General features: G+C 39.5%; 18 protein-coding genes and 1 riboswitch. Of the genes, 10 read left to right on the forward strand and 8 right to left on the reverse strand.

The features are described 5' to 3' along the window. Positions 1–9: 9 nt before the first annotated feature. Together ESB04_RS04810 and ESB04_RS04815 are read left to right on the forward strand one after the other, a co-directional pair. Entirely contained in the window at positions 10–1869 is a 1860-nt protein-coding gene (locus ESB04_RS04810) for an ABC-F family ATP-binding cassette domain-containing protein (RefSeq protein ID WP_129026589.1), read from the forward strand. Between the two features lie 10 nt (positions 1870–1879). Next, entirely contained in the window at positions 1880–2101 is a 222-nt protein-coding gene (locus ESB04_RS04815; RefSeq protein WP_129026590.1) for a VF530 family protein, read from the forward strand. Positions 2102–2148: 47 nt separating this feature from the next. On the opposite strand, the gene ESB04_RS04820 is transcribed toward ESB04_RS04815, so the two are convergent. After that, a complete protein-coding gene (locus tag ESB04_RS04820; RefSeq protein WP_129026591.1) occupies positions 2149–5520 on the reverse strand; it encodes a ThuA domain-containing protein in 3372 nt (1123 codons plus the stop codon). 89 nt (positions 5521–5609) lie between these two features. Between ESB04_RS04820 and ESB04_RS04825 the strand changes: the two genes are divergently transcribed. Further along, positions 5610–6443, forward strand: a complete 834-nt coding sequence (locus tag ESB04_RS04825) for a dienelactone hydrolase family protein (RefSeq protein WP_129026592.1) — start codon at positions 5610–5612, stop codon at positions 6441–6443. Between the two features lie 16 nt (positions 6444–6459). Here ESB04_RS04825 and ESB04_RS04830 read toward each other — a convergent pair whose 3' ends face one another. Continuing rightward, a complete protein-coding gene (locus ESB04_RS04830) occupies positions 6460–7812 on the reverse strand; it encodes a flavin monoamine oxidase family protein (RefSeq protein ID WP_129026593.1) in 1353 nt (450 codons plus the stop codon). Next, positions 7799–9130 carry a carcinine hydrolase/isopenicillin-N N-acyltransferase family protein gene (locus tag ESB04_RS04835; protein ID WP_129026594.1) on the reverse strand — a complete coding sequence of 444 codons (1332 nt, stop codon included), beginning with the start codon at positions 9128–9130 and terminating at the stop codon, positions 7799–7801. The genes ESB04_RS04830 and ESB04_RS04835 overlap by 14 nt, the downstream gene beginning before the upstream one ends. A 147-nt stretch (positions 9131–9277) precedes the next feature. Here ESB04_RS04835 and ESB04_RS04840 point away from each other — a divergent pair, with 147 nt between their 5' ends. Then, complete coding sequence (locus ESB04_RS04840; RefSeq protein ID WP_129026595.1) at positions 9278–9469, forward strand: hypothetical protein; 192 nt, start codon at positions 9278–9280, stop codon at positions 9467–9469. Between the two features lie 20 nt (positions 9470–9489). Here ESB04_RS04840 and ESB04_RS04845 read toward each other — a convergent pair whose 3' ends face one another. Beyond that, positions 9490–10281 carry a phytanoyl-CoA dioxygenase family protein gene (locus tag ESB04_RS04845; protein WP_129026596.1) on the reverse strand — a complete coding sequence of 264 codons (792 nt, stop codon included), beginning with the start codon at positions 10279–10281 and terminating at the stop codon, positions 9490–9492. A gap of 126 nt (positions 10282–10407) precedes the next feature. Here ESB04_RS04845 and ESB04_RS04850 point away from each other — a divergent pair, with 126 nt between their 5' ends. Next, entirely contained in the window at positions 10408–11316 is a 909-nt protein-coding gene (locus tag ESB04_RS04850; protein ID WP_129026597.1) for an AraC family transcriptional regulator, read from the forward strand. Positions 11317–11402: 86 nt separating this feature from the next. Here the strand turns inward: ESB04_RS04850 and ESB04_RS04855 are convergent, their stop codons facing one another. Further along, positions 11403–12452 (reverse strand): TerC/Alx family metal homeostasis membrane protein, encoded by a 1050-nt coding sequence (locus tag ESB04_RS04855; RefSeq protein WP_129026598.1) that lies wholly within the window; start codon positions 12450–12452, stop codon positions 11403–11405. Positions 12453–12501: 49 nt separating this feature from the next. Here ESB04_RS04855 and ESB04_RS04860 point away from each other — a divergent pair, with 49 nt between their 5' ends. Continuing rightward, positions 12502–13242, forward strand: coding sequence for a glycosyltransferase family 2 protein (locus ESB04_RS04860; protein WP_129026599.1), 741 nt, complete (start codon positions 12502–12504; stop codon positions 13240–13242). Positions 13243–13293: 51 nt separating this feature from the next. Here ESB04_RS04860 and ESB04_RS04865 read toward each other — a convergent pair whose 3' ends face one another. After that, positions 13294–15744: a TonB-dependent receptor gene (locus ESB04_RS04865; RefSeq protein WP_129026600.1), complete on the reverse strand. Its 2451-nt coding sequence runs from the start codon at positions 15742–15744 to the stop codon at positions 13294–13296. A 93-nt stretch (positions 15745–15837) separates the two neighbouring features. Next, positions 15838–15933: riboswitch (TPP riboswitch) on the reverse strand. Positions 15934–16002: 69 nt separating this feature from the next. On the opposite strand from ESB04_RS04865, the gene mfd reads away from it, so the two are divergent. Together mfd and gldJ are read left to right on the forward strand one after the other, a co-directional pair. Beyond that, entirely contained in the window at positions 16003–19353 is a 3351-nt protein-coding gene (gene mfd, locus ESB04_RS04870; RefSeq protein WP_129026601.1) for a transcription-repair coupling factor, read from the forward strand. A 63-nt stretch (positions 19354–19416) separates the two neighbouring features. Continuing rightward, entirely contained in the window at positions 19417–20673 is a 1257-nt protein-coding gene (gene gldJ, locus ESB04_RS04875) for a gliding motility lipoprotein GldJ (protein WP_129026602.1), read from the forward strand. Positions 20674–20683: 10 nt separating this feature from the next. Here the strand turns inward: gldJ and ESB04_RS04880 are convergent, their stop codons facing one another. Beyond that, a complete protein-coding gene (locus ESB04_RS04880) occupies positions 20684–21364 on the reverse strand; it encodes a ComF family protein (RefSeq protein WP_129026603.1) in 681 nt (226 codons plus the stop codon). Between the two features lie 148 nt (positions 21365–21512). On the opposite strand from ESB04_RS04880, the gene fusA reads away from it, so the two are divergent. Beyond that, complete coding sequence (fusA, locus tag ESB04_RS04885) at positions 21513–23606, forward strand: elongation factor G (protein ID WP_129026604.1); 2094 nt, start codon at positions 21513–21515, stop codon at positions 23604–23606. 117 nt (positions 23607–23723) lie between these two features. Then, positions 23724–24284, forward strand: a complete 561-nt coding sequence (locus tag ESB04_RS04890; RefSeq protein WP_129026605.1) for a YdeI/OmpD-associated family protein — start codon at positions 23724–23726, stop codon at positions 24282–24284. 101 nt (positions 24285–24385) lie between these two features. On the opposite strand, the gene ESB04_RS04895 is transcribed toward ESB04_RS04890, so the two are convergent. Next, complete coding sequence (locus tag ESB04_RS04895; protein ID WP_129026606.1) at positions 24386–25420, reverse strand: acyltransferase family protein; 1035 nt, start codon at positions 25418–25420, stop codon at positions 24386–24388. Positions 25421–25576: the final 156 nt, after the last annotated feature.

A 25576-nucleotide genomic window follows, 5' to 3' on the forward strand; every position in this document is an offset into this window, starting at 1 on the left:
TCGGACAACATGAATTACCTATCCGCGGAAAATATTTCTCGCAATTTGGGGGAAAGATGGGTCTTTAAAAACCTATTCTTTGGCCTACAAAAAGGGGAGAAAGTATCCCTCATTGGAAAAAATGGTACGGGTAAAACTACCCTGATGGAAACCCTCATGGGAATGCAAAGTCCTGATGAAGGTAAAGTAACCATTCGAAAAGGGATTCGCGTGGGTTATCTTCCTCAAAACCCTATTTTTCAGGAAAATGAAGAAGTTCTCAACTACCTTTTTTCTGATGATTTACCCAGTGCACAAGCAATTAAGGCTTACGAAAAAGCCATGATTTCTGGCGATGCCAAGGAGCTTGAGGAATCCTTTGCGCTCATGGAAGCTCATAATGCTTGGGATTACGAGGCCAGAGCTAAGCAAATCATCACTCGTTTAGGTATTCCTGATGGAGACCAAAAAGTGAGTACGCTTTCCGGTGGACAAAAGAAAAGACTATCCTTGGCCAAATTATTGATCGAAAGTCCAGATATCATGATTCTGGATGAACCTACCAACCATTTGGATATTGAAACCATTGAATGGCTGGAAGGCATTTTGTCCGGACCTAATGTAACAGTACTCGTAGTTTCTCACGATAGATACTTTCTAGATAAAGTTTGTAATAAAATGCTCGAGCTAAGTAATGGCTCCATTTATACTTACGAGGGGAATTATGCCTATTTTCTAGAGAAAAAAGCAGAAAGAGAAGCCTCAGAAGCGAGTACCATCTCAAAAGCCAAGAACCTTTACCGTAAGGAATTGGAATGGATGAGAAGGCAGCCCAAAGCTCGCGGAACTAAGGCTCAATCCCGTATAGATGCCTTTGCTGAAACGGAGGAAATAGCTCACCGCAAGGTCGATGATAGTAAACTAGAATTTAACATTCAGATGTCTCGATTAGGAAATAAAATCATCGAGATTAACCATTTGAAGAAAGCTTGGGGTGACAAAAAAATTGTCAACGATTTTACTTACACATTCAAGAAAAAAGACCGAATCGGAATCGTGGGGAAGAACGGCGCAGGAAAGACTACTTTCTTGCAATTGTTGACTGGCTTAGAACAGCCTGACGCCGGAACCATCGATCCAGGAGAGACTTTGGTGATTGGGTATTATACACAATTGCCTTTTGAGTTTAAACCTGAACAAAGGGTCATCGATGTCATCACAGAAATTGCTGAAGTAATCCCTTATGGCAAGAATGAATCTCTAACTCCAAGCCAGTTTTTAAGTAAATTTTTATTCCCAACGGCCCAACAATACACGCCGGTAGAGAAACTTTCAGGAGGGGAGAAAAAGAGGCTACAATTGATGCAAGTACTGGTAAAAAATCCCAACTTCTTGATATTGGATGAGCCAACCAACGACTTGGATTTAGATACCTTACAATTATTGGAAGACTTCTTAAGTGAATTCCAAGGTTGTTTATTACTAGTTTCCCATGATCGATACTTCATGGATAATCTGGTGGATCAATTAATCTTAGTGGAAGGAGATGGAGAAGTAAATTTCTTCAATGGAAATTATACGGATTATCGCATTGCTTTAGAAAATAAGGAAAAAGAACCAGTGGTAGAGAAAAAGACTCCAACGCCCGTTATTGAAAACAAATCAACTACGAAAGTTGCCAAATTAAGCTTTAAAGAAGCGAAGGAGTTGGAAGAATTAGAAAAAGATATGGCGGTGATGGAGGAGCAAAAAGAAGCGCTTATCGAACGACTAAACAAAGGTTCTGATAACTTTCAAGATTTGACCGCTTGGGCGGCTGAAATTGAGCGTTTAAAGAATAGTCTAGAAGAAAAAGAAATGCGTTGGCTGGAATTATCCGAGCGCGCCTAAATAATCATCTATGAGCGAAGGACAAGTTTCCAATGACCCTTTACATGGCAAGACCTTAGCCTTTATCCTAGTGCAATTGGTGGAACGTTATGGCTGGGACGAATTGGCCCGCAGAATACGAATTAATTGCTTTGCGATCAACCCAAGCATCAAATCTTCCCTGACCTTTTTACGTCGAACCCCATGGGCTCGTCAAAAAGTAGAGAATCTTTACCTTCGAACTAAATGGTAACAAAAAAGGCTCCTCTCGGAGCCTTTTTCATGGTTTACACTTTATTTCTAATTCTCGAAATAAATTTCTTTTAATCCATACAATGGCTTGTCGCCAGCACTTGGATTAGAGAATACAAAATACAAGTTCTGAGACCCCAAAACATTCACAGGCATGCTCACTTGACCTGTGGTATTGATATCCACTGAACCTAATAATGTACCTGATGGACTACCTGATCTCAACTCTAACTTACCTCCAGCTGTTTGTCCAGGCATCACGAAAGACGATACTTGAATCGACTTAATTCCTGTCAAATCAATCATACCATAGTTCGCATAACCTTTGTCGGCAGTAGCAATTAACAACTCCCCTATACCATCAATTTTATATTTCATGGTTTTAAAAGTTTGATCAGCCGTAGCAGCCACCACACGTGAGTTACGTAAAGTAATTACCTGCTGACCCGTTGCCGAACCTACTTTTGAACCACCCTTATCTGTGTAACTAGCTACAAATAAGAATGTACCTGGCTTACCATTATCATTGGTTACATATTCCCCTTTCAAAGGCTTAGATGTTTTCTTGGTATCAGATAAGCTCAAGATATAACGTACCATTTCTTTGGCATCATCTGGCTTAATTTGTGGGTGAGCCGCCATCATTTGTTCTCCCCAAACACCACCTCCACCGGTAATGATCTTCTTAGATAACATATCGATATTGGCAGGAGTAGCACGGTATTTCTTACTTACCTCTGAGTAAGATGGTCCAATGGACTTTTTCTCTACGGCATGACAAGTCTTACAATCCGATAATTCAATCAATCGTTTTCCATTGGAGAAGGACGTATTACTTTGATGTCCTTGTTCAATTAAGGTCTTATCAAATCCTTGTAAATAGTTGATATTCAACACCACATCTTCCTCTGCAATTTTCTTATTACTAAGAGAACCATCCTCCTTATCTTCTACTTTCACTTGGTACTTCACAGGCTTATCATTCCAATAGAAAGATTTATTTCCTTCGATGCTAACTTCCACTTTAGGAACTTCGTTTCCTACCTTAACAGTCGTTTCAGCAGAACTTACATTTCCCTTAGCATCCTTCACCTTCAAGACTGCTTTGAATGTTCCTGATTTGGTGTAAGTTACAGTTGGATTAGCCAAAGTACTGGTTTGTCCGTCTCCAAAAGACCAAGCATATTTAATGGCATCACCATCATAATCTAAAGTACCTGCAGAAGAAAACTTCACTTTTAATGGCGAAGCACCTATTTTCTTGTCTACAGAAATCTCCACTTTTGGCGGACGATTTCCCCCGTTGTATTCAATCTTATACAAGGTGGCCTCCTCATTTTGAGCGAACCAATTAGGACCATATTCCAAACCATAGAAAGTCCCATCCTTCGCAAATTGCATATCAATTGGGTGAGAGAATTTTACAGATGGTAAAAAGCGTTCCATGGAATCAAAATCACCATTTTGCTTCATTGTTACGGTGTAGATGATATCCCTAGCCCAATCGTAAGCAAATAATTTACCATCATAGTAAGATGGGAATTTAGTCTTGGAATTTGCTGGATAATCATCTGAATAATACACCGGACCAGCCATAGCATTTCTAGAACCTTTTCCAATTACTGGACCAAAATCAGGAGAATCTACGTAAGGATAGAAAATAAAAGCCTTTTGAGGTTTAGGTAAATGAGCAAAACCGGTATTGTGCGGAGAATCATTGATTGGGGCATCTACACTGAATTTAGCCCATGTGCTATCTTTTGTAAAATCGCGCTGGTGATAAGTTTGATTATTCCCAACAAATAATGGCCATCCGAAATAACCCGCCTCACGCGCTTGATTCACCTCATCATATCCTCTTGAACCATATTTAGGAGAATCTTCACCCGCATCTGGACCTACTTCTCCCCAATATAAAAATCCTGTTCTCTGGTCTACTGCAATACGATAAGGATTACGGTTACCCATCACGTAAATCTCAGCTTTCGCATGTGGAGTCTTCTCTGGATATAAATTGCCTTTTGGAATGGTATAAGAGCCATCTGGAGTAGGTTTAATTCGAATAATCTTACCTCTTAAATCATTGGTGTTAGAGCTAGTAGAACGAGCGTCCCATCCTGCTCTTCCAGGACGGTTATCAATCGGACCATATCCATTCGATTCAAATGGGTTTGTATCATCTCCTGTAGATAAAAACAAATTACCTTCTTTATCCCATGCAATAGAACCACCGGTGTGACAACACCCTGTACGCTTAACAGGAACTCTTAATAATACCTTCTCTGTGTTCATTAATAAGGTATCTTTCACATCATCGTAAGTGAAACGAGATAAATGCTGCGCTGTATCTGGCTGACCCGTTTGTGGAGAATAGAATAAGTAAATCCACTTATTTTGATCGTAGTTTGGATCAATGTTCAATCCCATTAAACCATATTCAAACTTGTTGAAAACATCCAAATTGGCTACCACTTTGGTCTTACCCTTCTTTGGATCATACATTTTAACCTTACCCTTACGCTCGGCATAAAAGATTTTCCCTTGATTCGTAACAGCCAATTCAGTCGGCTCATCCAAATTACGATCCAAAATTACTTTAGTGAATCTGTTTTCCTCTGGCAATATGCCTGTGCGTAACTTCTTGTTGTAATTAATATCTGGACCTGAAGCTACCCATTGTAAACCTCCCCAGATATGCTTTAATACTAAATCCTCTGAAAAACTCTCGTGGGTATGTCCCCAGTTGGTATAAAAAGCACGTCCACCATCATATTCATGGTACCAAGCCATTGGGTGGAAATCACCCATTTTACCATCTTTATAGGTTTTCTCGTCAACAGTTACTAAGACTTTAACATCTTTGTTAAACTCCTTGATGTCATAAAATTCATCTTTACGAATGAAACTAGCAGGCATATGTGCTGTGGAAATATGACTAGGATCAACCACGGTCATTTTTCCCTCTTGTACGTTAGGACGGCCAGGATGAGAAGCAAAATATCCTCCAGATAATTTACCATACCATGGCCAGTCATATTCTGTATCTGTGGCAGCATGTATACCTAAATAACCACCTCCTGCTTGAATGAAGCGCTCAAATGCATTTTGCTGCGGAGCGTTTAGCACATTTCCAGTAGTATTCAAAAACACCACGACACGATACTTCTTAAGATTGTTTTCTGTGAATGCGGCAGCGTTTTCCGTAGTATCTACCGAAAAGCCTTTTTCAGCAGCCATCTTTAAAAAAGCGATTTTACCTGGTTCAATAGAACTATGGCGAAAGCCCTTTGTAGATGAAAAAACCAAAACCTTTTTACCTTTGAGTACGTTCTTGTCTTGTGCAACAAGATTTAATGAGAGTAAGCCTACTAGACAGATGCTAGCAAAGATTCGGACTGAGCCGAAGATTAAATGTTTCATATATTATTTCAGTCTTAAAGAATTAGGCAAAGTTAATCCAAATGCCGCATTTTCGATTAAATTATTCAAAATTTTATTCAAATAATCCCATGAAAAAAATCGTTATTCTATTGGCTCTTTTAGCTGGCTTTCAAGAGTTAAACGCACAGTCATGCTGCTTTCTAAAAAAAGATGACATGCAATTAATGGCTTCTAATAAGGCCTTTCAACGCTCTCACAAATTACCCAAACCTTATGTTCATGTTTCCAAAGCAGGGGGTGAAATGATGGAGTTCAGCACTCCTGACGGTCAAAAAGCCCGTGCCTTTTATATCAAGGCGGCCAAGCCTAGTCAGACCACTTTATTCGTATTTCAGGAATGGTGGGGTTTAAATGACCATATCAAGAGAGAAGCTGAGCATTTTTACAGTACGTTGGGTAATGTCAATGTCATGGCCATCGATATGTACGATGGAAAAGTAGCTACAACTCGGGAAGATGCTGGCAAGTACATGGGTGAGGCTAATCCTGCCCGTTTAGAAGCCATCATCAAAGGAGCCATTCAGCATGTGGGACCCAAGGCCAAAATTGCTACGGTTGGCTGGTGTTTTGGTGGAGGATTATCCTTAAAAGCATCCATCTTAGCTGGTAAACAAGGCGTGGCTTGTGTCATGTATTATGGAATGCCCGTGAAAGATGTGAATGAATTAAAAGCCTTAAATACTGATGTATTAGGCCTTTTTGCTGGAAAAGAGCAGTGGATCTCGCCTAAAGTAGTTTCCGAATTTCAAGACAATATGAAGGCAGCAGGTAAAAACCTTCAGGTGAAAAGTTTTGATGCAGAACATGCTTTTGCTAATCCTTCTAATCCTGCTTTTGATAAAAAAGCGACTGAAGAAGCATGGAACATGGCCATTGCCTTTTTTAAAGAAAGAATTAAGTAAGAGAAAAGGCAGCTTCTTAGTTCTGTGACAGGATCTCGGAAGCTGCCCTATATCCTGAGGATATGGCACCATCTAAATAACCTGACCATTTTTCTGCCGTTTCTGTACCCGCAAAATGCACATGTTTGAATGGAACACGAAGCTGAGGACCCAACTGCGTCAAAGTATTAGGCCCCATCAATCCAGTATAGCAACCGCGAGAATACACTTCCTCCGTCCAACATTTATCCAAGTACTGCACCGGGTTAGCTGCTTGATGACCAAAAATTTTCTCAACCCTTTCCAAGATCATTTTTTTCCTCTCCTGCTCCTCTAAATCAATAAAATTTCGAGCGTCATTCCCTTCCACAAATACCAATAAAATCCCCAAGTCTGTGTCCGCATGTCCCACATCAAATGTCACTTTGAGAGGATATTCATCACTCACGATTTGTCCGCTGAAACTCAGTTCCCGCCAAAATGGAGTTGGATAAATAAGGTAAACTTTCATGGCAGCACCCATGGGCATGCGTTGGTATAATTGTGCTTTTTGCTGAGGAAGAGGAGGATTAAAGCCAATAGTATTAATTAAAACGGGCGGTATAGCCAGAATGCATTTCTTAGCTTTCACTCTCAAATGAGCTGATTCGGCCATGATGCCTTCGTCTGATTGCGTCAAACTCATTAATGGTTCATTGAGGTGAATCTTATCCATCCACGTTTCGGCAATTTTTTTCACCAGTCCTTGAGTCCCTCCTTTTAAAATAGTTTGTTGAGCTCCATTTTTAATGGAAATCAGCGTATCCATATTATCCCCAGATTTGAAATAAAAAAGCGCAAAAAGAAGGGAGATTTCCGAGGCATCCGCCGCAAAAACGGTTTGAATACCTATCTCAAATAAATGCTTAGCCTTGGCTGTCCATAAATGTTTGTCCATCCAAGTGGCCAAAGTCATGGCATCATACTCTTTAGCTTTGGGATGATTCCATGGTTCAGAAGTAGAAATCTGACCAGATAAACGATTTATTTTACTAATAGCCAAACCCAAATCAATCAATGAAATTGGGTCTATTTTGGGAATAGTCCCAGTGTAAGCACTTATTTTGTCTCCGAACTTCAACAAATTCTTGCCTTGATCATAAGTATCATATGTGGCCGTTTGCGTTTCCTTTATCCACTCCCAAACCAAATGTTGCGTTGGCCCCACCCATTTAGCACCTAAATCCACGGTAGCGCCAGAACTCAAATTTTCTGTTAAGGTTCTCCCACCTATTCGATCTCGGGCCTCCAAGACTAAAAAGTCCTTGCCCGCCTCTCGCAGTTTTTTCGCAGCAGCAATTCCCGCGTAACCTGCCCCGATTATCAGAACATCTGTATTAAGCTCTTTCATAGTTCACCTTTCTATTTTGCCATTTCCAATACCAGCGATATCCCCAATGTCCTCTCATGCTACTCAACTTGGGTAATTCTTCTATTTGTTTGAAGAGCTGTAAACAATCTTCCAAAGCCTTTTGGCTTAATTGTTCCTTTTCGGATAAATTATCCTGATTCGCCCATTGCTGGTCTACATCAAACCAAGATTTTTCCTTCTCCATCTGAAAATGCTGTACCAATGAATGAATTAGGGCATAGTTCAGCAAGCCTGCCCGATGTATTTTCTCCCATTTCCACCAATATGATTCATCCATTTGATGCGTAGAAGGTAAAAAATGAGCTTCCTCTAGCGTAGTAGTTCCAAAATAAAACGGTTTGAAAACAGATAAACAGGGTGCTGAAGAACCCGTTAGCCAGACACTTGATTGAGCTTTTTCTCTCAACTCTACCACCATGCTTCCGGTGGTTTGAGATGGGGTCAGAATTCCCTGGGCATGCAAACAAATATTCCCCATGTCACCATGACATGGCTCAAAGTGTTCTTTTTTTCGATGACTTCTCAAAATTTGAAAAGCATCCAACACGGAAAAAGATGGGTTTTGGGTCGTACCTAATTGAATTTCACATTGTTGTTTCCTGGAGGCCCCTCGACCTAAAAAGGTCATGATGGGCTCTGAAAAAGCTTCCTGAAAATGAAAAGGGACATCCCTCTTCATCCACGATTTTTGATAGGCATAGGCTTTCGCAGCAGGATGAATCTCATCAAAATCCGTACCTATGCTTAATAAATTAGAAATAGCATAAAAGGTCTTAACCGATTTATAAGCCCAAAAAGGACCCGCAGTTTCTAAAACATAAGCCGACTGAGTATCTGCAATCAAAAAACTATTGCTATAATACATCCCACGATCTTGGTAACCACCACAGGCATCTTGCCCATATTTTCCCAATAATTGAATGATTACATGTAAGGCCTCAGTGGCAGAAATGGATTGTTCCAGGGCCAACCTTAACAGATCCATGCCCGTCAGACCGTCGTTATTTCTAGAAAGCTTCATTTTAGTGAAAACAGCCTCATTTCCAATAGCAACACCATGTTCATTGACCCCCATTTCTGCTCCCCACATGTGAAATGGCTTAGATAAAATCACTTCATGCACTTGTTCTAGACAATCTACCACAATAAAGGTAGCCTGAACCCGTTTCTCTGATCTTTTGTGTGCAGGAAATCGAACGATGGATTGCGCTTCATTAGGCTCTCGATCTGAGTTTTTAGCCAAAATAGCATAACCATGTAAATTGACATGAGCTGGACTAAAAAAGGTATCACACATAAAAAAAGATTTTGACAGCCAATAATTTTACAAGTATGAAATTATTTCCATTTTCCCCAAATAAAACATCTTGCAAAGAGAGTATGTAAAAGCACCTAATTATCAGTTAATTGCCGTAAGTTTGTGAACAGTCCAACATCTATAGTTATGAAATATTTGCTATTCATCTGCCTACTTTCTTTCAATCTCCCGATGGATTCTTATGCTGCTGAATCGAGCAAGGAATTGCGTTACTCCATATCTAATCAGAAAAAAGCTGCTAAATATCGAAAGAAAAAAGGCTTTCTATGGGGGCTATTCAAGAAGAAGAAAAAGGGTTGTGACTGCCCTAAATTGTAATAAGCCTTTATGAATGGTATCTATACCAAAATAGGATTCAATTCAGACGCCGCCAAACTTCCTGGCGCTAAACCTTGTAGCCAACGCTGACGGTCTGCCTCTTGATTGTCATTTTGAGGCTCAATCACATGAGCATCAGCATCCATGTAAATGATGGTCATGACTTCACGCATTTTAGTAGAATGGTTACCGGGTGCAGCATGTAAAGTCCAACCTTGGTGAAAGGTTGCGTCTCCAGCCTTCATCGTTTTCTGAGCTACAATGGGGAAATTATTTTCCTTGACGAATTGACCAATCATTTGTTCTGACTCATCTGATATATGAACCTTGGGCAAATTAACCTCCTGAGTACCCGAAGCAAAAGTCAACATTCCCATATCATCATCTATATCCACCAAGGGCATCCACATGGTGACAGTTTTGGTAGTATCCAGAGGCCAATAATATTGATCTTGGTGCCAGGGAGTTAGGCCTCCTCCAGGCTCCTTGAATAAGGCTTGATCATGATATAGCCTCACATGTGAAACTCCCAATAAATCAGCCGCAATTTTTGCAAATCGCTTGGCCAGGGTGAACTCTTTTATCAGACTATCCTCCTCCCATAAATTCATCATTTGTAAAAATGCCTTTCCGTAAGTATCGCGTTCAGCTAAGGACTTTTGCTTAGCACGAAAATCCTTAGCCCAGCGATTGATTGCCTCCCTGTATGGTTGCAATGCGTCGGTACTCAACACGTCTGGCAAATAGACGTGTCCATTCATATTAAAATAGGTTTTATCAGTTTCTTTTAGCGAGTAAGTTTGACGTAACATCAAGCAAAATTTTTCTCAAATTTCTTAAAAAAGAATGATGCTAACTACCGCAAAATTTGTAAAAATTAATGCAATTTTACCATGTAATCGGAGTATAACTAATTATAATGATAATTTTCAAATAAGATGAAAGCCAGTTTGGAACATTTATCGAAAAGTGCCGAGGCCTTATCTTTTGAAATTAAGGAAGTTAAGCAAGCTCGATTTGACGCACCATACCATTTTCATCCTGAGCTAGAGCTGACTTTGATTATTGCTGGTGAAGGAAAAAGATTTATAGGAAATCAAATCAGTGATTTTGGTCCCGGAGATTTGGTTCTATTGGGTACGAATTTACCCCATTGCTGGCAGAACCACCGGAAAGACTGGCTAAGTGAGGATCCAGAAGAGGATGCAGCACAGGCCTTAGTTATTCATTTTTCCAGCGATTTCCTTGGGGAAGCTTTTATGAATAAGCGAGAAAGTGTCACCATTAAATCCCTATTGGATCGGGCTAAATTAGGTTTTTCTATTCAAGGAAATACACAAGATAAAATTGCTCGAGAGATGTTACTTCTGAGAGGACTTGCGCCATTTCCTCGTCTGCTTCAATTTTTACAAATCTTGCATACATTAAGCATTCAAACTGCGGACCTACACCCAATCGAATCCAGTCAAAGTCACTATGCCTTGTCTACAGTTGATTTAGAAAGAATTAATCGGGTATATGCCTATGTGATAGCCAATTATACGCATGAAGTGCATTTAGATGAAGTGGCACATTTGGCGAACATGACGGAAACTGCCTTTTGCCGCTACTTTAAAAAAGTTACTCAAAAAACATTTGTAGAGCTCGTGACCGAATTTCGAATAAAACATGCTTGTCAACTCCTCAGAAGCACCTCCAAACCTATGATTGAAATTTGTTTTGAAAGCGGTTTTGGGAATCTTTCACATTTCAATAAGCAATTCAAACAATGGATAAAAATGCCTCCGCGGCAATATAGAAAATTGACTTTAGAGTGGAACCAAAATCCTAACGCTGTCAAGGTTTGAAACCTTGACAGCGTTGAAAAATGACGCTGCGCAAAAAAACCGAATCTCCCTCAAAAACCCTTCCAAGAAACTGATAAAATCACTGATTATTTTTTCTCTGGAAATAATATACTCAAAACTATACTCACCGTCAAAATTCCAATAATTACCCCCAAAGAAGCCAATGTTCCAAATCCGATTTGCTCCAGGTAATGATGCGCTAACATTTTGATTCCTACAAAGCTGAGTAATACCCCCAGTCCCATGGGTAAAAATCTAAATAAGCCCATTAAGTTCGACAAAAAGAAAAATAGCGAACGCAAGCCCATTACAGCAAATACATTGGAGAAGAACACGATGTAAGGATCTTTTGAAATAGAGAAAATAGCAGGAATAGAATCTACAGCAAACAAAATATCCGTAAAGGCAATAACCACTACCACCACAAATATGGGGGTAATATACAGTTTGCCTGTTTTCATACGAACAAAAAAGCGACCAATGACATTTCGCTTATACACATTAAAATATTTGGATAAAATCTTTACCACGGGATGATGCCCTGGCACCATTTCCTCCTCACTCTCCTTCTTAACAATGATACTTACTCCAGTGTACACTAAGAACGCACCAAACAAATAAATGATCCATTCAAATTTTTGTAATAAAGCCGCTCCCAGGAAAATAAAGATTAGTCGCAATACTATGGCACCTAATACCCCCCAAACAAGAATCTTTTTATAATAGCGTTTTTGTACGCCAAATGAATTGAAAATGAGAATAAATACAAAGACATTATCAGCCGACAACGAATATTCTACCAAATAACCCGTGATAAATTCCAAGGACATATTGTCCTGAAATACAGCCAATTGATCCAAATAAGAACCCGAACCCAATGAAATATGCTTGGCATATAAATCTTTGACAACTTCAAGGCTAGCGATGTCATGTATTCCATGAACCATGCCCCCGTTGAAACGTAAAAAAAGATAAAATAAGAAGGCCAAAATCACCCATGCACCACTCCAAAAACCTGCCTCCCGAAAGGTAACTTCAGACTGTGGGCCAGTCCTGAAAACCCCTAAATCCACCAACATCACGGCTAAGACTCCCACGGAAAACAGAATAAAAAACAAAGTTTCGCTCATAAATATCTAATTTTACACCAAAGCTCAAAGTTCGTAAATCTTTGGCACACATTTTATGTACGAAGGGAAAAAGGTAATTGTTGTGATGCCTGCCTACAAAGCCGCACTCACACTAGAAAAAACGTATAATGAAATTCCGCACGATTGGGTGGATGAAGTCATTTTAGTAGATGACCACAGTCCTGATAATACCGTGGAGGTAGCCAAAAAAATTGGCATACAACACGTGATCCGCCACGATAAGAACAAAGGTTATGGCGGAAATCAAAAAACCTGTTATACCAAAGCCTTAGAACTTCAGGGTGACATTGTCATTATGCTTCATCCGGATTATCAATATACTCCTTTGCTGCTCAAGGCCATGATTAGTATCATCGGCAATGGCTTATATCCCGTTGTTTTTGCCTCAAGAATCTTAGGGAAAGGTGCCTTAAAAGGTGGCATGCCTATCTATAAATACATTGCAAATCGAATTTTGACTCTCTATCAAAATATTTTGATAGGTCAAAAGCTTTCCGAATACCATACTGGCTATCGAGCATTTTCCAAAGAGGTGTTAGAAGCTGTAGCATTTCAGGATTGCGACGATGATTTCATTTTTGATAACCAAATGGTCCTACAGGTATTTTGGAAAAACTTTGAAGTAGGCGAAGTCACTTGTCCTACCAAATATTTTGAAGAGGCCTCCTCCATCAATTTTAAACGAAGTTCCATTTATGGATTAGGAGTTTTATGGTATTCATTGCGTTACCGACTAGCCAAAATGGGCTGGAAATGGGATCTAATGGAAAAATAGCATGATTCTTTTAATAAAAATCCCCCGCCAAAACAGGGGATTTTTATTTCTCTATAATCGAATAAAAAGTCCCAATAGGAAATTAAATCCAGCTTGAGGGTAATGGAAGTTTTCCGTAATCACCTGTTGGTCATACACATAACTATAAGTATATCCATTGGATGAATAAAGGCTATTCGCCACATTATTTAACAATAAACTAGCTTGTAGTTGCTTAGCCCACGATGTTTTAATGGGATAAATAAATCGAATATCTTGCGTCCAATAGGCCTTTAGCTTCCTATTTTCACTCGAAGTATTGTCCAAGTATTGCTGTCCTACATATTTAGTGAGCAAAGTGGTCTCTAGGCCCTTCCAACTATATGTCAACTGACTGCCAGCTATCGTTGAAGGCGAATAAGCAATATCGCTATTGCCATGATTCACCGATTTCACTCCGCCCGTATCATAATCAGGAATACTTTCCACAAAATTCAAGACCTTGTTCTGACTCAATGTGGCGTTCGCTTGCCAAGTAAAATGATTCGACAAACGGTAGTTCAAACTGGCTTCAATTCCCATGCGATAGCTTTCTGGCACATTGGTTCTAATGGCCTCGCCTACACTATTAACTGCACCTGTCAATACCAATTGATCACGATATTGCATGCGATAGGCATTCAATTGAAAGGAGTAGCTTGTAGCTGACCTTTCAAAACCCAACTCGTAATCCGTCAAAAACTCAGATCTTGGTGTGGTTCCTGGGTTGTCAATAAAATCCTGTCGACTAGGTTCTTTACTCCCCACTGACACAGAAGCATAAATTTTACTAGACTCCCCTAATTGATGTGTTAAACCAAATTTAGGATTAAAAAAGTGGTAGGTCCAAGTTTGACCAATATCCTGCATTTTATCCGCAGTACCCTGCATCTTATAGCCAACTGTTCGATATTGAAGGTCAAGGTAACTTTGCCATTTGGCTGCCAAAGCATAATTCATTTTAACGTACATATTGAAATCCGTTTTTTGGGATCGACTTTGATACCAACGATGCCCTAAATATGAACTAGGTAAATTTTCCCCTGAGATTACCTCTCCGAAATGTCGACCAATATAGCGATTCCAAGCTCCGCCAAAAGTGAATTTAAAACCCTGATTGGCATCAAAATTCAAGGCAAACGTACTTCCATAAAAATCATTATCTAACCACTTTCTTCTTACTAAATTGGTACTTGTCAAGGATACTGACCCAAGATTAATGGGAGCTAAGCCATATTTCGACAAACTGGCATCGGCTTTATATTCCTCATAATAACCTCTTCCATACGTATAATGTCCATTTAAGTCCAAATCCCAATGCGTCCCCAGACTATGATGTGTCAATAATTGATAATGATCCTGAGCATAATTATCCGTCTGATTAGGATAGGTATAATAATTATAAGTCCTTCCGCTCTCTAACAAATTCTTGGCTTCAGCATCACTCAACCAATTCCTTTCGATATATGCCTTCATTCCCTCCAGGTCATTATTGACTCTACTTTCTGGAGTACCATACCAGGACTGAAATGTCTTTTCCTTACCGGTAAAATAATTTACGCGGTAAAAGGATTTCTTTCCAAAATAGGCTCCAGATACATAAGCCGATTGCAAATTGGAAAAAGAGCGGTCTATATAACCATCAGAAACCACTCGGGATAAGCGACCATCCAGGATCCATTTTCCCGCCATCAAACCTGTACCCAACTTTAAGGTTGTCTTTAATGTACCAAAAGACCCTCCAGAAGCATTTATTTCAGCATATGCATCTTTTTCAAAAGTATTGGTCTGCATATTAACTGATCCTCCAAATGCCCCTGCTCCGTTGGTGGATGTGCCCACTCCGCGTTGGATTTGAACAGATGCGACCGAACTAGCAAAATCAGGCATATTCACCCAATAGGTGCCTTGTGATTCAGAATCGTTTACCGGGATACCATTAATGGTCACATTTACTCGAGTGGCATCCGTGCCTCGAATCCTAATACCCGTGTAACCTATCCCTGCCCCCGCATCGGAAGTCGTCACAATGGAAGGCGTGAAATTCAACAATACTGGCATGTCTTGCCCTAGGTTCGATTTAGCCAATTCCTTGGCTCCAACATTGGAAAACGCCATAGCCGAATTTCCATCAGCTCGAGTGGATTTAACCACGACTTCATCATACATAAAGGAAGATTTCTTTAGTCGGATTATTGGCGATTTTTGTTTTGCATCAAGAACTAGCGATTCTGTTTCATAACCTAAAAACCTTACTTGAATGACAACAAAGGACTGATTACTAGTCAGTACAAAATGGCCTTTACTGTCTGTCAGGGTGCCTTGTGGTCTGTCTTGTAATTGAATACTCGCCCCCCAAAGAGCTTGGGAATTTTCTTGATCTTGGACGATACCTTCCCAACGGTAGGATTTTTGCGCCTTGGCAGAAAGTGCGACCAACACGCATACTAACAATAAAATAAATGATGTCGTTACCTTTTTCATTTTTGAAAAGTTTAACAACAGGTAAAGGAGTCAAATCCTGTCTGATTTAACATAAATAACCCTTACATCGATGATTTTTTTGAGTTTTCAGCGCTAAAAACTCTACAAAATCCCTTCGACGGTACTAACCGTATCAGGTTCAATGGGTATAATCTCAGCCTAATTAAATGGGCACCCCTTTTTGTGGATGCACAAAGATACAAAAATTCCTACCTTTGCAAGCCCTAATTAAAATTGACTGCCCTGATTCGGTAGATTATGATTGTAAAAGATTTTATTACGCATTACCAGCACGACGGAATAATTCAAACCATTTCTTCGAAGATTCATCACGCCCCCAAAGGTAGCAAATTCCATATCAAAGGCTTATCTGGGTCCCTAGATGCCATCCTCATGGCAGCAACTAAACAGGATAAAAGACCCTATTTATTGATTTGTGAAGAAAAAGAGGAAGCCCATTATTTGCTGAACGACTTACAATCGCTACTAAATGAGGCAGAGGTTATGTTATTCCCCATGTCACATAAGAAACCTTATGAGTGGGAAGAAATAGATAATGCCAATGTACTGATGCGGGCAGAAGTACTAAATGTACTTAGTAATTTATCCAACAAAGGCCTGTTTATTGTAACCTATCCAGAGGCTTTAAGTGAAAAGGTAATTAATAGGAAATCATTGGTTAAAAACACCTTATCCATTCGGGTAGGAGATAAAATTGACCCAAATTTCGTAGCTGAGACCCTTAATGACTATGATTTTGAACGCACGGATTTTGTCTATGAGGCTGGCCAATATTCTGTGAGAGGAGGAATCTTGGATGTATTTTCCTATGCGACTGAATTTCCTTATCGATTGGACTTCTTTGGTAATGAAGTGGATAGCATACGAACTTTTCACCCAGAAACCCAACTTTCCATTCAATCAGTGTCAGCCATGCACCTGATTCCTGATGTCCAAACCAAACTTATTCAAGAAAGTAGAGAGAGTTTTTTGAGTTTCTTTCCAGAAAATAGCCTGGTCTGGATCAAAGACCAAGATATGCTTTTGGAAATTATTCAAAACTATTACCAAAAGACTCATGAGGCATTTGAAGAAATAAAAAGTCGAGGAGGAGATATTCATATCATTTCTGACCCATCTGAGCGCTGGGAAAACAAAAAAGATTTTCTGAAGGCACTTAACAACTTCACTCAAATAGAATTTGGGAAAAGAAACCACCTGAAAAATGCCGAAACGATACCATACAGCTCCAAAAATCCGGGGGCATTTCATAAGGATTTCGAACGATTGGCTGGTGCTCTTTTAGATAACCAGACCCAGGGATTTCAAAACATCATTTGTTCGGAATCTTCTAGGCAGTTGGAACGACTAGAAGTCATTTTCAACGAATTAAATACAGCTATTCAATTTAAAAATCTTCAAATTTCTCTTAGAGAGGGTTTCATTGATGAACAATTAAAAATAGCTTTTTATCCTGACCATCAGCTATTTGATCGATTCCATCGATTTAAAGAGAAAAATAAATTCTCAAAAAATAAGGCCTTAACCTTAAAGGAATTAAGGAGCTTACAAGTAGGTGATTTTGTAACCCACATTGATTATGGAATTGGTCGATTCGCTGGACTCAACCTCATAGAAACCTCTCATGGTGAACAAGAAGTCATTCGTTTGATTTACCGAGATGATGATGTGCTTTCTGTTTCCATTCATGCTTTGCACAAAATATCTAAATATTCAGGCAAAGAAGGTGCCCCTCCAAGTATGTCCAAATTAGGCTCGCCAGAATGGGAAAATAAGAAGACCCGTGTTAAAAAGCAGGTTAAGGACATTGCTAAAGAATTAATTTCCCTATATGCCAAACGGAAATCAGCTCCTGGTTTTGCCTTTTCACCGGACACCTACCTTCAAGCCGAATTAGAATCGTCCTTCTTATATGAGGATACGCCGGATCAAGCCAAGGCGACACAAGATGTGAAAGCCGACATGGAAAAACCCCACCCCATGGATAGACTGGTTTGCGGAGATGTGGGATTTGGGAAAACAGAAATTGCTGTTCGCGCAGCCTTTAAAGCCGTGGCAGATTCTAAACAAGTAGCGGTTTTGGTACCCACTACCGTATTGGCCATGCAACATTTTAGAACTTTTCATGACCGATTAGCCGCCTTTCCTTGCAAAGTAGAATATATCAACCGATTCAAATCGCCCAAGCAAATCAAAGAAACCCTAGAGCGTGTTGCAAAAGGAGAAACGGATATTTTGATTGGAACGCATCGACTGGTCAACAAGGACGTAAATTTTAAGAATTTAGGACTGATGATTATTGATGAGGAGCAAAAATTCGGGGTTAAAGTTAAGGATCGTCTCAAGGAAATGCGTGTGGATGTGGATGTATTGACACTCACCGCTACACCCATTCCTCGGACTTTACATTTCTCGTTGATGGGAGCTAGGGATTTATCTATTATTGCTACACCACCCCCAAACCGTCAGCCAGTAGAAACCAAATTGGTCGCCTTAAACGATGAAATACTGCGAGATGGAATCCGAGAGGAACTCTCCAGAAATGGGCAGGTATTTGTGGTGTATAATCGAATTGGTGAACTAGATAGTATTGCTAACCGAATACTACGACTTGTACCCGATGCCAAAATTGCCGTGGCCCATGGACAAATGGAGGGTGACAAACTAGAAAAAATCATGTTAGGATTCATTGAAGGGCATTACGATGTGTTAGTTGCCACCAATATCATTGAATCCGGATTAGATATCCCAAATGCCAATACCATTTTCATCATCAATGCCAACAATTTTGGCCTTTCCGATTTACACCAAATGCGAGGGCGAGTGGGCCGTTCCAATAAAAAAGCCTATTGTTATTTGGTTACTCCTTCCCTCGCAAATTTAACTAGTGATGCTCGTAAGCGATTGAGTGCATTGGAAGAATTTTCTGATTTAGGTGATGGAATTAAAGTAGCCATGAGAGATCTGGACATTCGTGGAGCAGGAAATTTATTAGGGGCCGAACAAAGTGGTTTCATCAATGACCTAGGATACGATATGTACCATAAGATATTGGATGAAGCGGTGCAAGAACTAAAGGAAAATGAGTTTAAAGCCCTCTTTGAAGCTGATTTAAACCAAGTAGCTGAAACACTTCAGGTAGATTGTCAGATAGAAACAGACTTACGCGTATTAATTCCTGAAACCTACGTGCAAAGCATTTCAGAGCGATTGGCCCTGTATACTAGATTGGATGAAATAGACCGTCAAGAAGAATTGAATCTATTCATTCAGGAAATGGAGGACCGATTTGGCAAAATGCCTGAGGAAGTAAAAGATATGATTGAGCTGGTAAAATGTCGGTGGAAAGCACAAGTACTGGGTATTGAAAAAATATTACTAAAAAACAATATCCTCAAACTCCATTTCGTTTCCTCTGAGACAAATCAAAAGCACGCCAGTTCTATTGTTTTGAAGGTTATTAACTTTGTCAACTCTCGAAAAGGCCAATGTCAACTGAGAGAAAAGGCCAATAAATTAATCCTTCAAGTGGACCGAATAAGTACTATTGATGAATTAAATACTATTTTAGTGGATATTTTGGGCTAGTTTTGAGCTTATTAATTGAATTTTATACCTTTGTTTTTCAAATTCTTACGATAAAAGATATCAATGATTGCTAAATTGAAAATTGTATTAGGGATTTGTGCTAGCGTGGTCCTCTTGACATCATGTCCAAGTGGAATCAAATCCGGCACCAAACCCAGCAGTGTAAATATCGGTTCTAAATCCACAGCCACGGGTATAGCCTATAACCAGAAAGGTGGTTTTCAAGTAGATAAAAAATTCAGCGGCCAATTAACAGGCCCCAATTTAGTATTTATTGAAGGCGGTCGTTTTACCATGGGTTCCTTGGAAGAGGACGTATTAGGAATGCATGACAACGTGGAAAGAACAGTTTCAGTACAATCATTTTACATGGATGAAACGGAAATTGCCAATGTACACTATTTAGAGTATTTGTACGCCGTTCAAAAAGATTCTACCCAAGATTTTTACGAATCTGCTTTACCAGACACTACGGTTTGGAGAAATGATTTAGCCTTCAATGACCCCTACATAGAGCAATATTTACGCTTCCCAGGATTTCGCATGTATCCGGTAGTAGGTATTTCATGGAAACAAGTGAATGACTATTGTGTATGGAGAACGGCAGCCGTGAATCAGCAATTAGCTGGAGGCGACAAAGTAAAAGAGAAAAAACCTAAGAAAGGAGCTAGCACGGGAACAGCCGCAACGGCCGCCACCACTAGAACTAATACGACAGCACGTTTAACCATCGAATCGGGTAGGGTACTTCCTTCCTACCGACTGCCTACGGAAGCAGAGTGGGAATATGCCGCTAAAGCCATGATTGGAACTCAGCAAGAAGATGAAAACCAAATCAACCAACGTATTTATCCATGGGATGGACCATCTTTGCGCCAATCACAGGGTAAGTCGAGAGGAACCATGTTAGCCAACTTTAAGCGTGGGCGCGGGGACTATGCAGGTATTGCCGGCAAATCGAATGACGGAGCCATTATTACCACAGAAGTGTACAAATATCCACCAAACGACTTCGGATTATACCAAATGGCCGGAAACGTGAATGAGTGGGTACAAGATTTATATCGTCCTCTATCATTTCAAGATTTCAATGACTTGAACCCTGTTCGTAGAAATGAAAAATTGGATAAAGCAAGTCGCTATGACAGCAAAAACAATAATTCATTGATTGACAATAAGGTGCGTGTGTACAAAGGTGGTTCATGGGCAGATGTTGCCTATTGGTTAGCCCCAGGTACTCGCCGTTATTTAGATGAAGATTCTGCAACAGCCACCATCGGTTTCCGTTGTGCGATGATTTCCGCAGGTACTAATAAATAAGTATTCTTGTTTATTGTAAAGCCGCCAGGGCCAAGAATGATACTTTCTTAGCTCCGGCGGTTTTTACTTTTATACCTAAGGCCAACATTGTTGAACCCGTCGTGAGGGTATCATCAACAATCAACACATGTTTTCCTAGAAATTCACGAGAATCTATCACTTGAAAAACATCTTCCAAAACAGTAAATCGGTCTTGCCTATTTTGATGGATAAGGGTTTGACTAAAGCTCATTCTTTCCACACATTGACTTGATATAGGTATTTGTGTTTTATCTGAAATTCCTTCAGCTATACACATAGCTTGGTTATAACCTCTTTCTTTCAACCTTTCCTGATGAATAGGAACTGGTATTATCAGGTCATATATTGTCGCGCAATTGTATTTATTCAATTCCTTTCCACACCAAGCACCCAAGAAATAACCCAGATTCTGAGCTCCTTGGTATTTAATTTGATGCATAATTTTTTGAACGCGCCCCCCTTCTGAAAATAAGAAGAAGCATTGCGCATCCTGATATTCCATCCAGCCATCAAATTTCAGACTTAGCCAATTGGGCTTTGAAAGGAAGAATCCCGGCCTTGGTAAGTCAAATAGACAATTAGTGCACAGTAATTTTTCGGCATCTAAAAGGGTCTTAGCACATGCAAAACAAACATCTGGGTAAAGCAATTGTAAAATGCGCTTAAACATTGGAAAAAAGTTTTGTATTTAATTAAGATTCAGTAATTTTGCACCCCTAAATAAGAACCTAAATCTTACATGTTAAAACCATGTGGTTCAAGTTCTTGATAATCTTAGAGAAGAGTAAAAACACTTATATCATAATTAACCTTTTAAAATGGCACGCGATTTAAAATTCACTAGAAACATCGGTATTGCTGCGCATATTGATGCGGGTAAAACTACCACCACGGAACGTATCCTGTATTATGCAGGTGTGAGTCACAAAATTGGTGAGGTACACGATGGTGCAGCAACCATGGACTGGATGGAGCAAGAGCAGGAGCGTGGAATCACGATTACTTCTGCAGCAACTACAGTAAACTGGAAATACCGTAACCAAGATTATCATGTTAACATCATTGATACTCCAGGTCACGTAGACTTTACTGTAGAGGTAAACCGTTCACTTCGTGTATTGGATGGTCTAGTTTTCTTGTTTTCAGCGGTAGACGGCGTTGAGCCTCAATCTGAGACTAACTGGCGTTTAGCGAACAACTACAATGTAGCTCGTATCGGATTCGTTAACAAAATGGACCGTTCTGGTGCTGACTTCTTAAACGTTTGTAAGCAAGTGAAGGAAATGCTAGGAAGCTATGCCGTTCCATTACAATTGCCTATCGGTGCTGAAGAGAGTTTTGAGGGTGTGGTAGACTTAGTGAACTTCCGTGGTATCAAGTGGAATGAGGCAGATAAAGGAATGACCTTTACTGAAGTACCTATTCCAGATGATATGTTGGAAGAAGCGAAAGAATACCGTGAAAAATTATTAGAAGCTGTAGCTGAGTTTGATGAAACTTTGATGGAAAAATACTTCGAAGATCCTAACTCTATTACAGAAGATGAAATTTTAGCTGCCTTACGTGCTGCAACTATTTCCATGAAAATCGTTCCAATGGTTTGTGGTTCATCTTTCAAAAATAAAGGTGTTCAAACCATGTTGGATTATGTGATGGCTATCTTACCTTCTCCAGTAGACAAGGAGGGCGTAAAAGGAACTGACCCTAACACAGGAGCAGAAATTTTGAGAAAACCATCTGAATCAGAGCCATTTGCTGCATTAGCATTTAAAATTGCTACTGACCCTTACGTTGGTCGTTTATGCTTTATCCGTGCGTATTCAGGAGGTTTAGATTCTGGTTCTTATGTATTAAACAACCGTTCTGGAAATAAGGAGCGTATCTCTCGTATTTTCCAAATGCATGCCAACAAGCAGAATGCCATTGAGCGCTTAGGTGCAGGTGATATTGGTGCTGTAGTTGGTTTCAAAGATATCAAAACAGGAGATACTCTATCGGATGAAAAAAATCCAATCATCTTAGAAGCAATGGAATTCCCAGAGCCGGTAATTGGATACGCTATTGAGCCTAAGAAAACAGCCGATGCTGATAACTTCTCTAAAGCAATTACTAAGTTGATCGAAGAAGATCCAACTTTGCAAGTAGAATCAAATGAGGAAACTGGCCAGACCATCATCAAAGGTATGGGAGAGCTTCACTTGGAAATCATCATCGACCGTATGCGTCGTGAGTTTAAGGTTGAAGTTAACCAAGGTGCTCCTCAAGTAGCTTATAAAGAGTCTTTAACCAAGACAACTGAACACCGTGAGGTTTATAAAAAGCAATCTGGTGGTCGTGGAAAGTTTGCTGATATCGTATTTGAAATCGGACCAAGAGAAGATGAGAAACCAGGCTTAGAATTCGTGAACAATATCGTGGGTGGTGTTATTCCTCGTGAATTTATCCCTGCAGTTCAAAAAGGATTTGAGGAGGCTATGAAAACTGGTGCTTTGGCAGGTTATCCAATGGATTCCATGAAAGTACGTTTGTTCCACGGATCTTACCATGATGTCGATTCAGATTCATTATCTTTCGAATTAGCTGCTCGTATGGGTTACAAAGAAGCTGCGAAAAATGCTGGTGCCAAATTGATGGAACCGATCATGGCTGTCGACGTAGTTACACCAGATGAGTATACTGGACCAATCACAGGAGACTTAAACCGTCGCCGTGGTATCATGAAAGGTATGGATTCTCGTCAAGGAGCTGTGATCTTAAAAGCAGATGTTCCTTTGTCAGAATTATTTGGATATGTGACTGATTTACGTACTATGTCTTCTGGACGTGCTACAGCTACCTTAACATTCTCTCACTATGAATTCGTTCCGCAAAATATTGCTGACGAAGTAGTTAAGAAAGCTAAAGGTTTGTAATTCAAATACATTTCTTTTTAGAAGCCCTCAGAGATGAGGGCTTTTTTTGTGTCAAAAGTGTACACTTTTGACATCAATTGATTTAATTGAAACTCATTAGCTTGAAAAAATTTGTACATGGAAATTGTTGAATTTCAAACGCCACAAAAATGGAGGGAGTGGCTAGAAAAAAACCACTTACATTCAAAGGGAATTTGCCTTAAGATTTCCAAAGTAAAAGCTCCAGAAAGCACTATTTCATACCAAGAGGCATTGGATGAGGCCTTATGCTTCGGTTGGATAGACAGCCAAAAACTACCATTAAATGAACATTATTGGTTGCAAAAATTTGGGCCTAGAAAAGCAAAGAGTATTTGGTCGAAAACGAATATAGCGCATGTGGAGCGCCTAATTAAATCTAAAAAAATGAGTCATGTTGGATTAAAATCAGTCAATCAAGCAAAGCAAGATGGCCGATGGGATCAGGCCTATGATACACAAAGTCAAATGATTATACCTGATGATTTCCTAGTTGAACTTCAGAAAAACGAATCCGCGGAACGCTTTTTCAAAACCCTCAATCGTAGTAATCTATTTGCTATCTATTTCAAACTTCACTCGGCAAAAAAACCGGAAACCCGCAAAAAACGTATGGACGAAATCATGGCTAAGCTTTCCAGAGGAGAAAAATTTCATTAAAAAATTTCAACGCTGTCAAGGTTTGAAACCTTGACAGCGTTATGCAAAAATACTGCATTTTCAGGCTTCCGATTATCCAAAAACTGATAATCAACTAAGGATTAAACAAAATATCGTTTAAGTGATTGAATTGGCTTTTCAAAGATGTAATAAGAAGCTAAACTAAAACCAAATAGGACAACAATACCATATACATGATAAGGGTCTGAGATAGAAATATGAATTCGATTCAACAATTGATAAAACAAATCAGGAATAACCATATGATAAACATATAGGCCATAACTCACTTTCCCTATTTCCCTCAATGGCCGTGTAGTTAAAAACCTAGACCAAAGATTCGTTTGAAGAGCACCAAAGATTAATCCAAGGGAAAAAATGGAAGTAAAAGTCCTAAAAAACAATTGCTTTCCTAGATGCTGATCTGTCAGCAATAGCGTAGTATACAAAAAACCAATGAAAGCCAAGGGCATTACATACGTTAGTACATTTTTAATTTGAACTTCTTTCCCTTCCTTCAAATAATAAGCTAATATTCCACCCCAGGCAAAAGTATCTACACAAGTAATCATATATACCCCAATCCCGTTCAATTGATGTATCAATACAAACCTTGCGATTAGGCCTATGCCAGTGGTACACCAAAGTAAAGTCAGCAACGATCTTTTGGAAGCTATACCTAAAACGAACATTGGCCAAATAATATAAAATTGTTCCTCCACCGATAATGACCAATAAGGCGAAAGCATATCCGACCAATTTTGACTTTTCTCTAACCAATGATTGTATAAATAGGACCAATAATAAAGAGGATACTGGTAAAAATCACTAACTATCTGAATACCTAATAGCTTTTTCAGTCCTAGTAAGCCAATGAGCACCGCATAATAAATGGGGAAAATGCGCAAGGCTCGTCGAGCAACAAAATTCTTAAATGCCTGGAAGAAACCAACTGTATCCCTTTGATTAATCAAAATAGACGTAATCAAGAATCCACTTAATACAAAAAACAATGTGACGCCCATGGGCCCGTTAGGAAGGGTATTAATCCAATGATTGGTAGGAAACCAATGAAAAATTAAAACTAATAAAATGGCCAAGGCCCTAAGACCATCCAAGGCAGGTACGTATTTCATCCCATTACATGACAAGTAACAAAGCTAAAACAATATACTGAATAAACCTCTTATCCTTGCTAGCGCTGCTTCATCCACGATGCGTATCTTTTGTAGAAAAATGAAGCATATTTCTTTGTTTGGATGTACTTTTAAGGATATTTTATTCCTGAAATT

The organism is Aquirufa rosea, assembly GCF_004118285.1.
Lineage (GTDB): Bacteria > Bacteroidota > Bacteroidia > Cytophagales > Spirosomataceae > Aquirufa > Aquirufa rosea.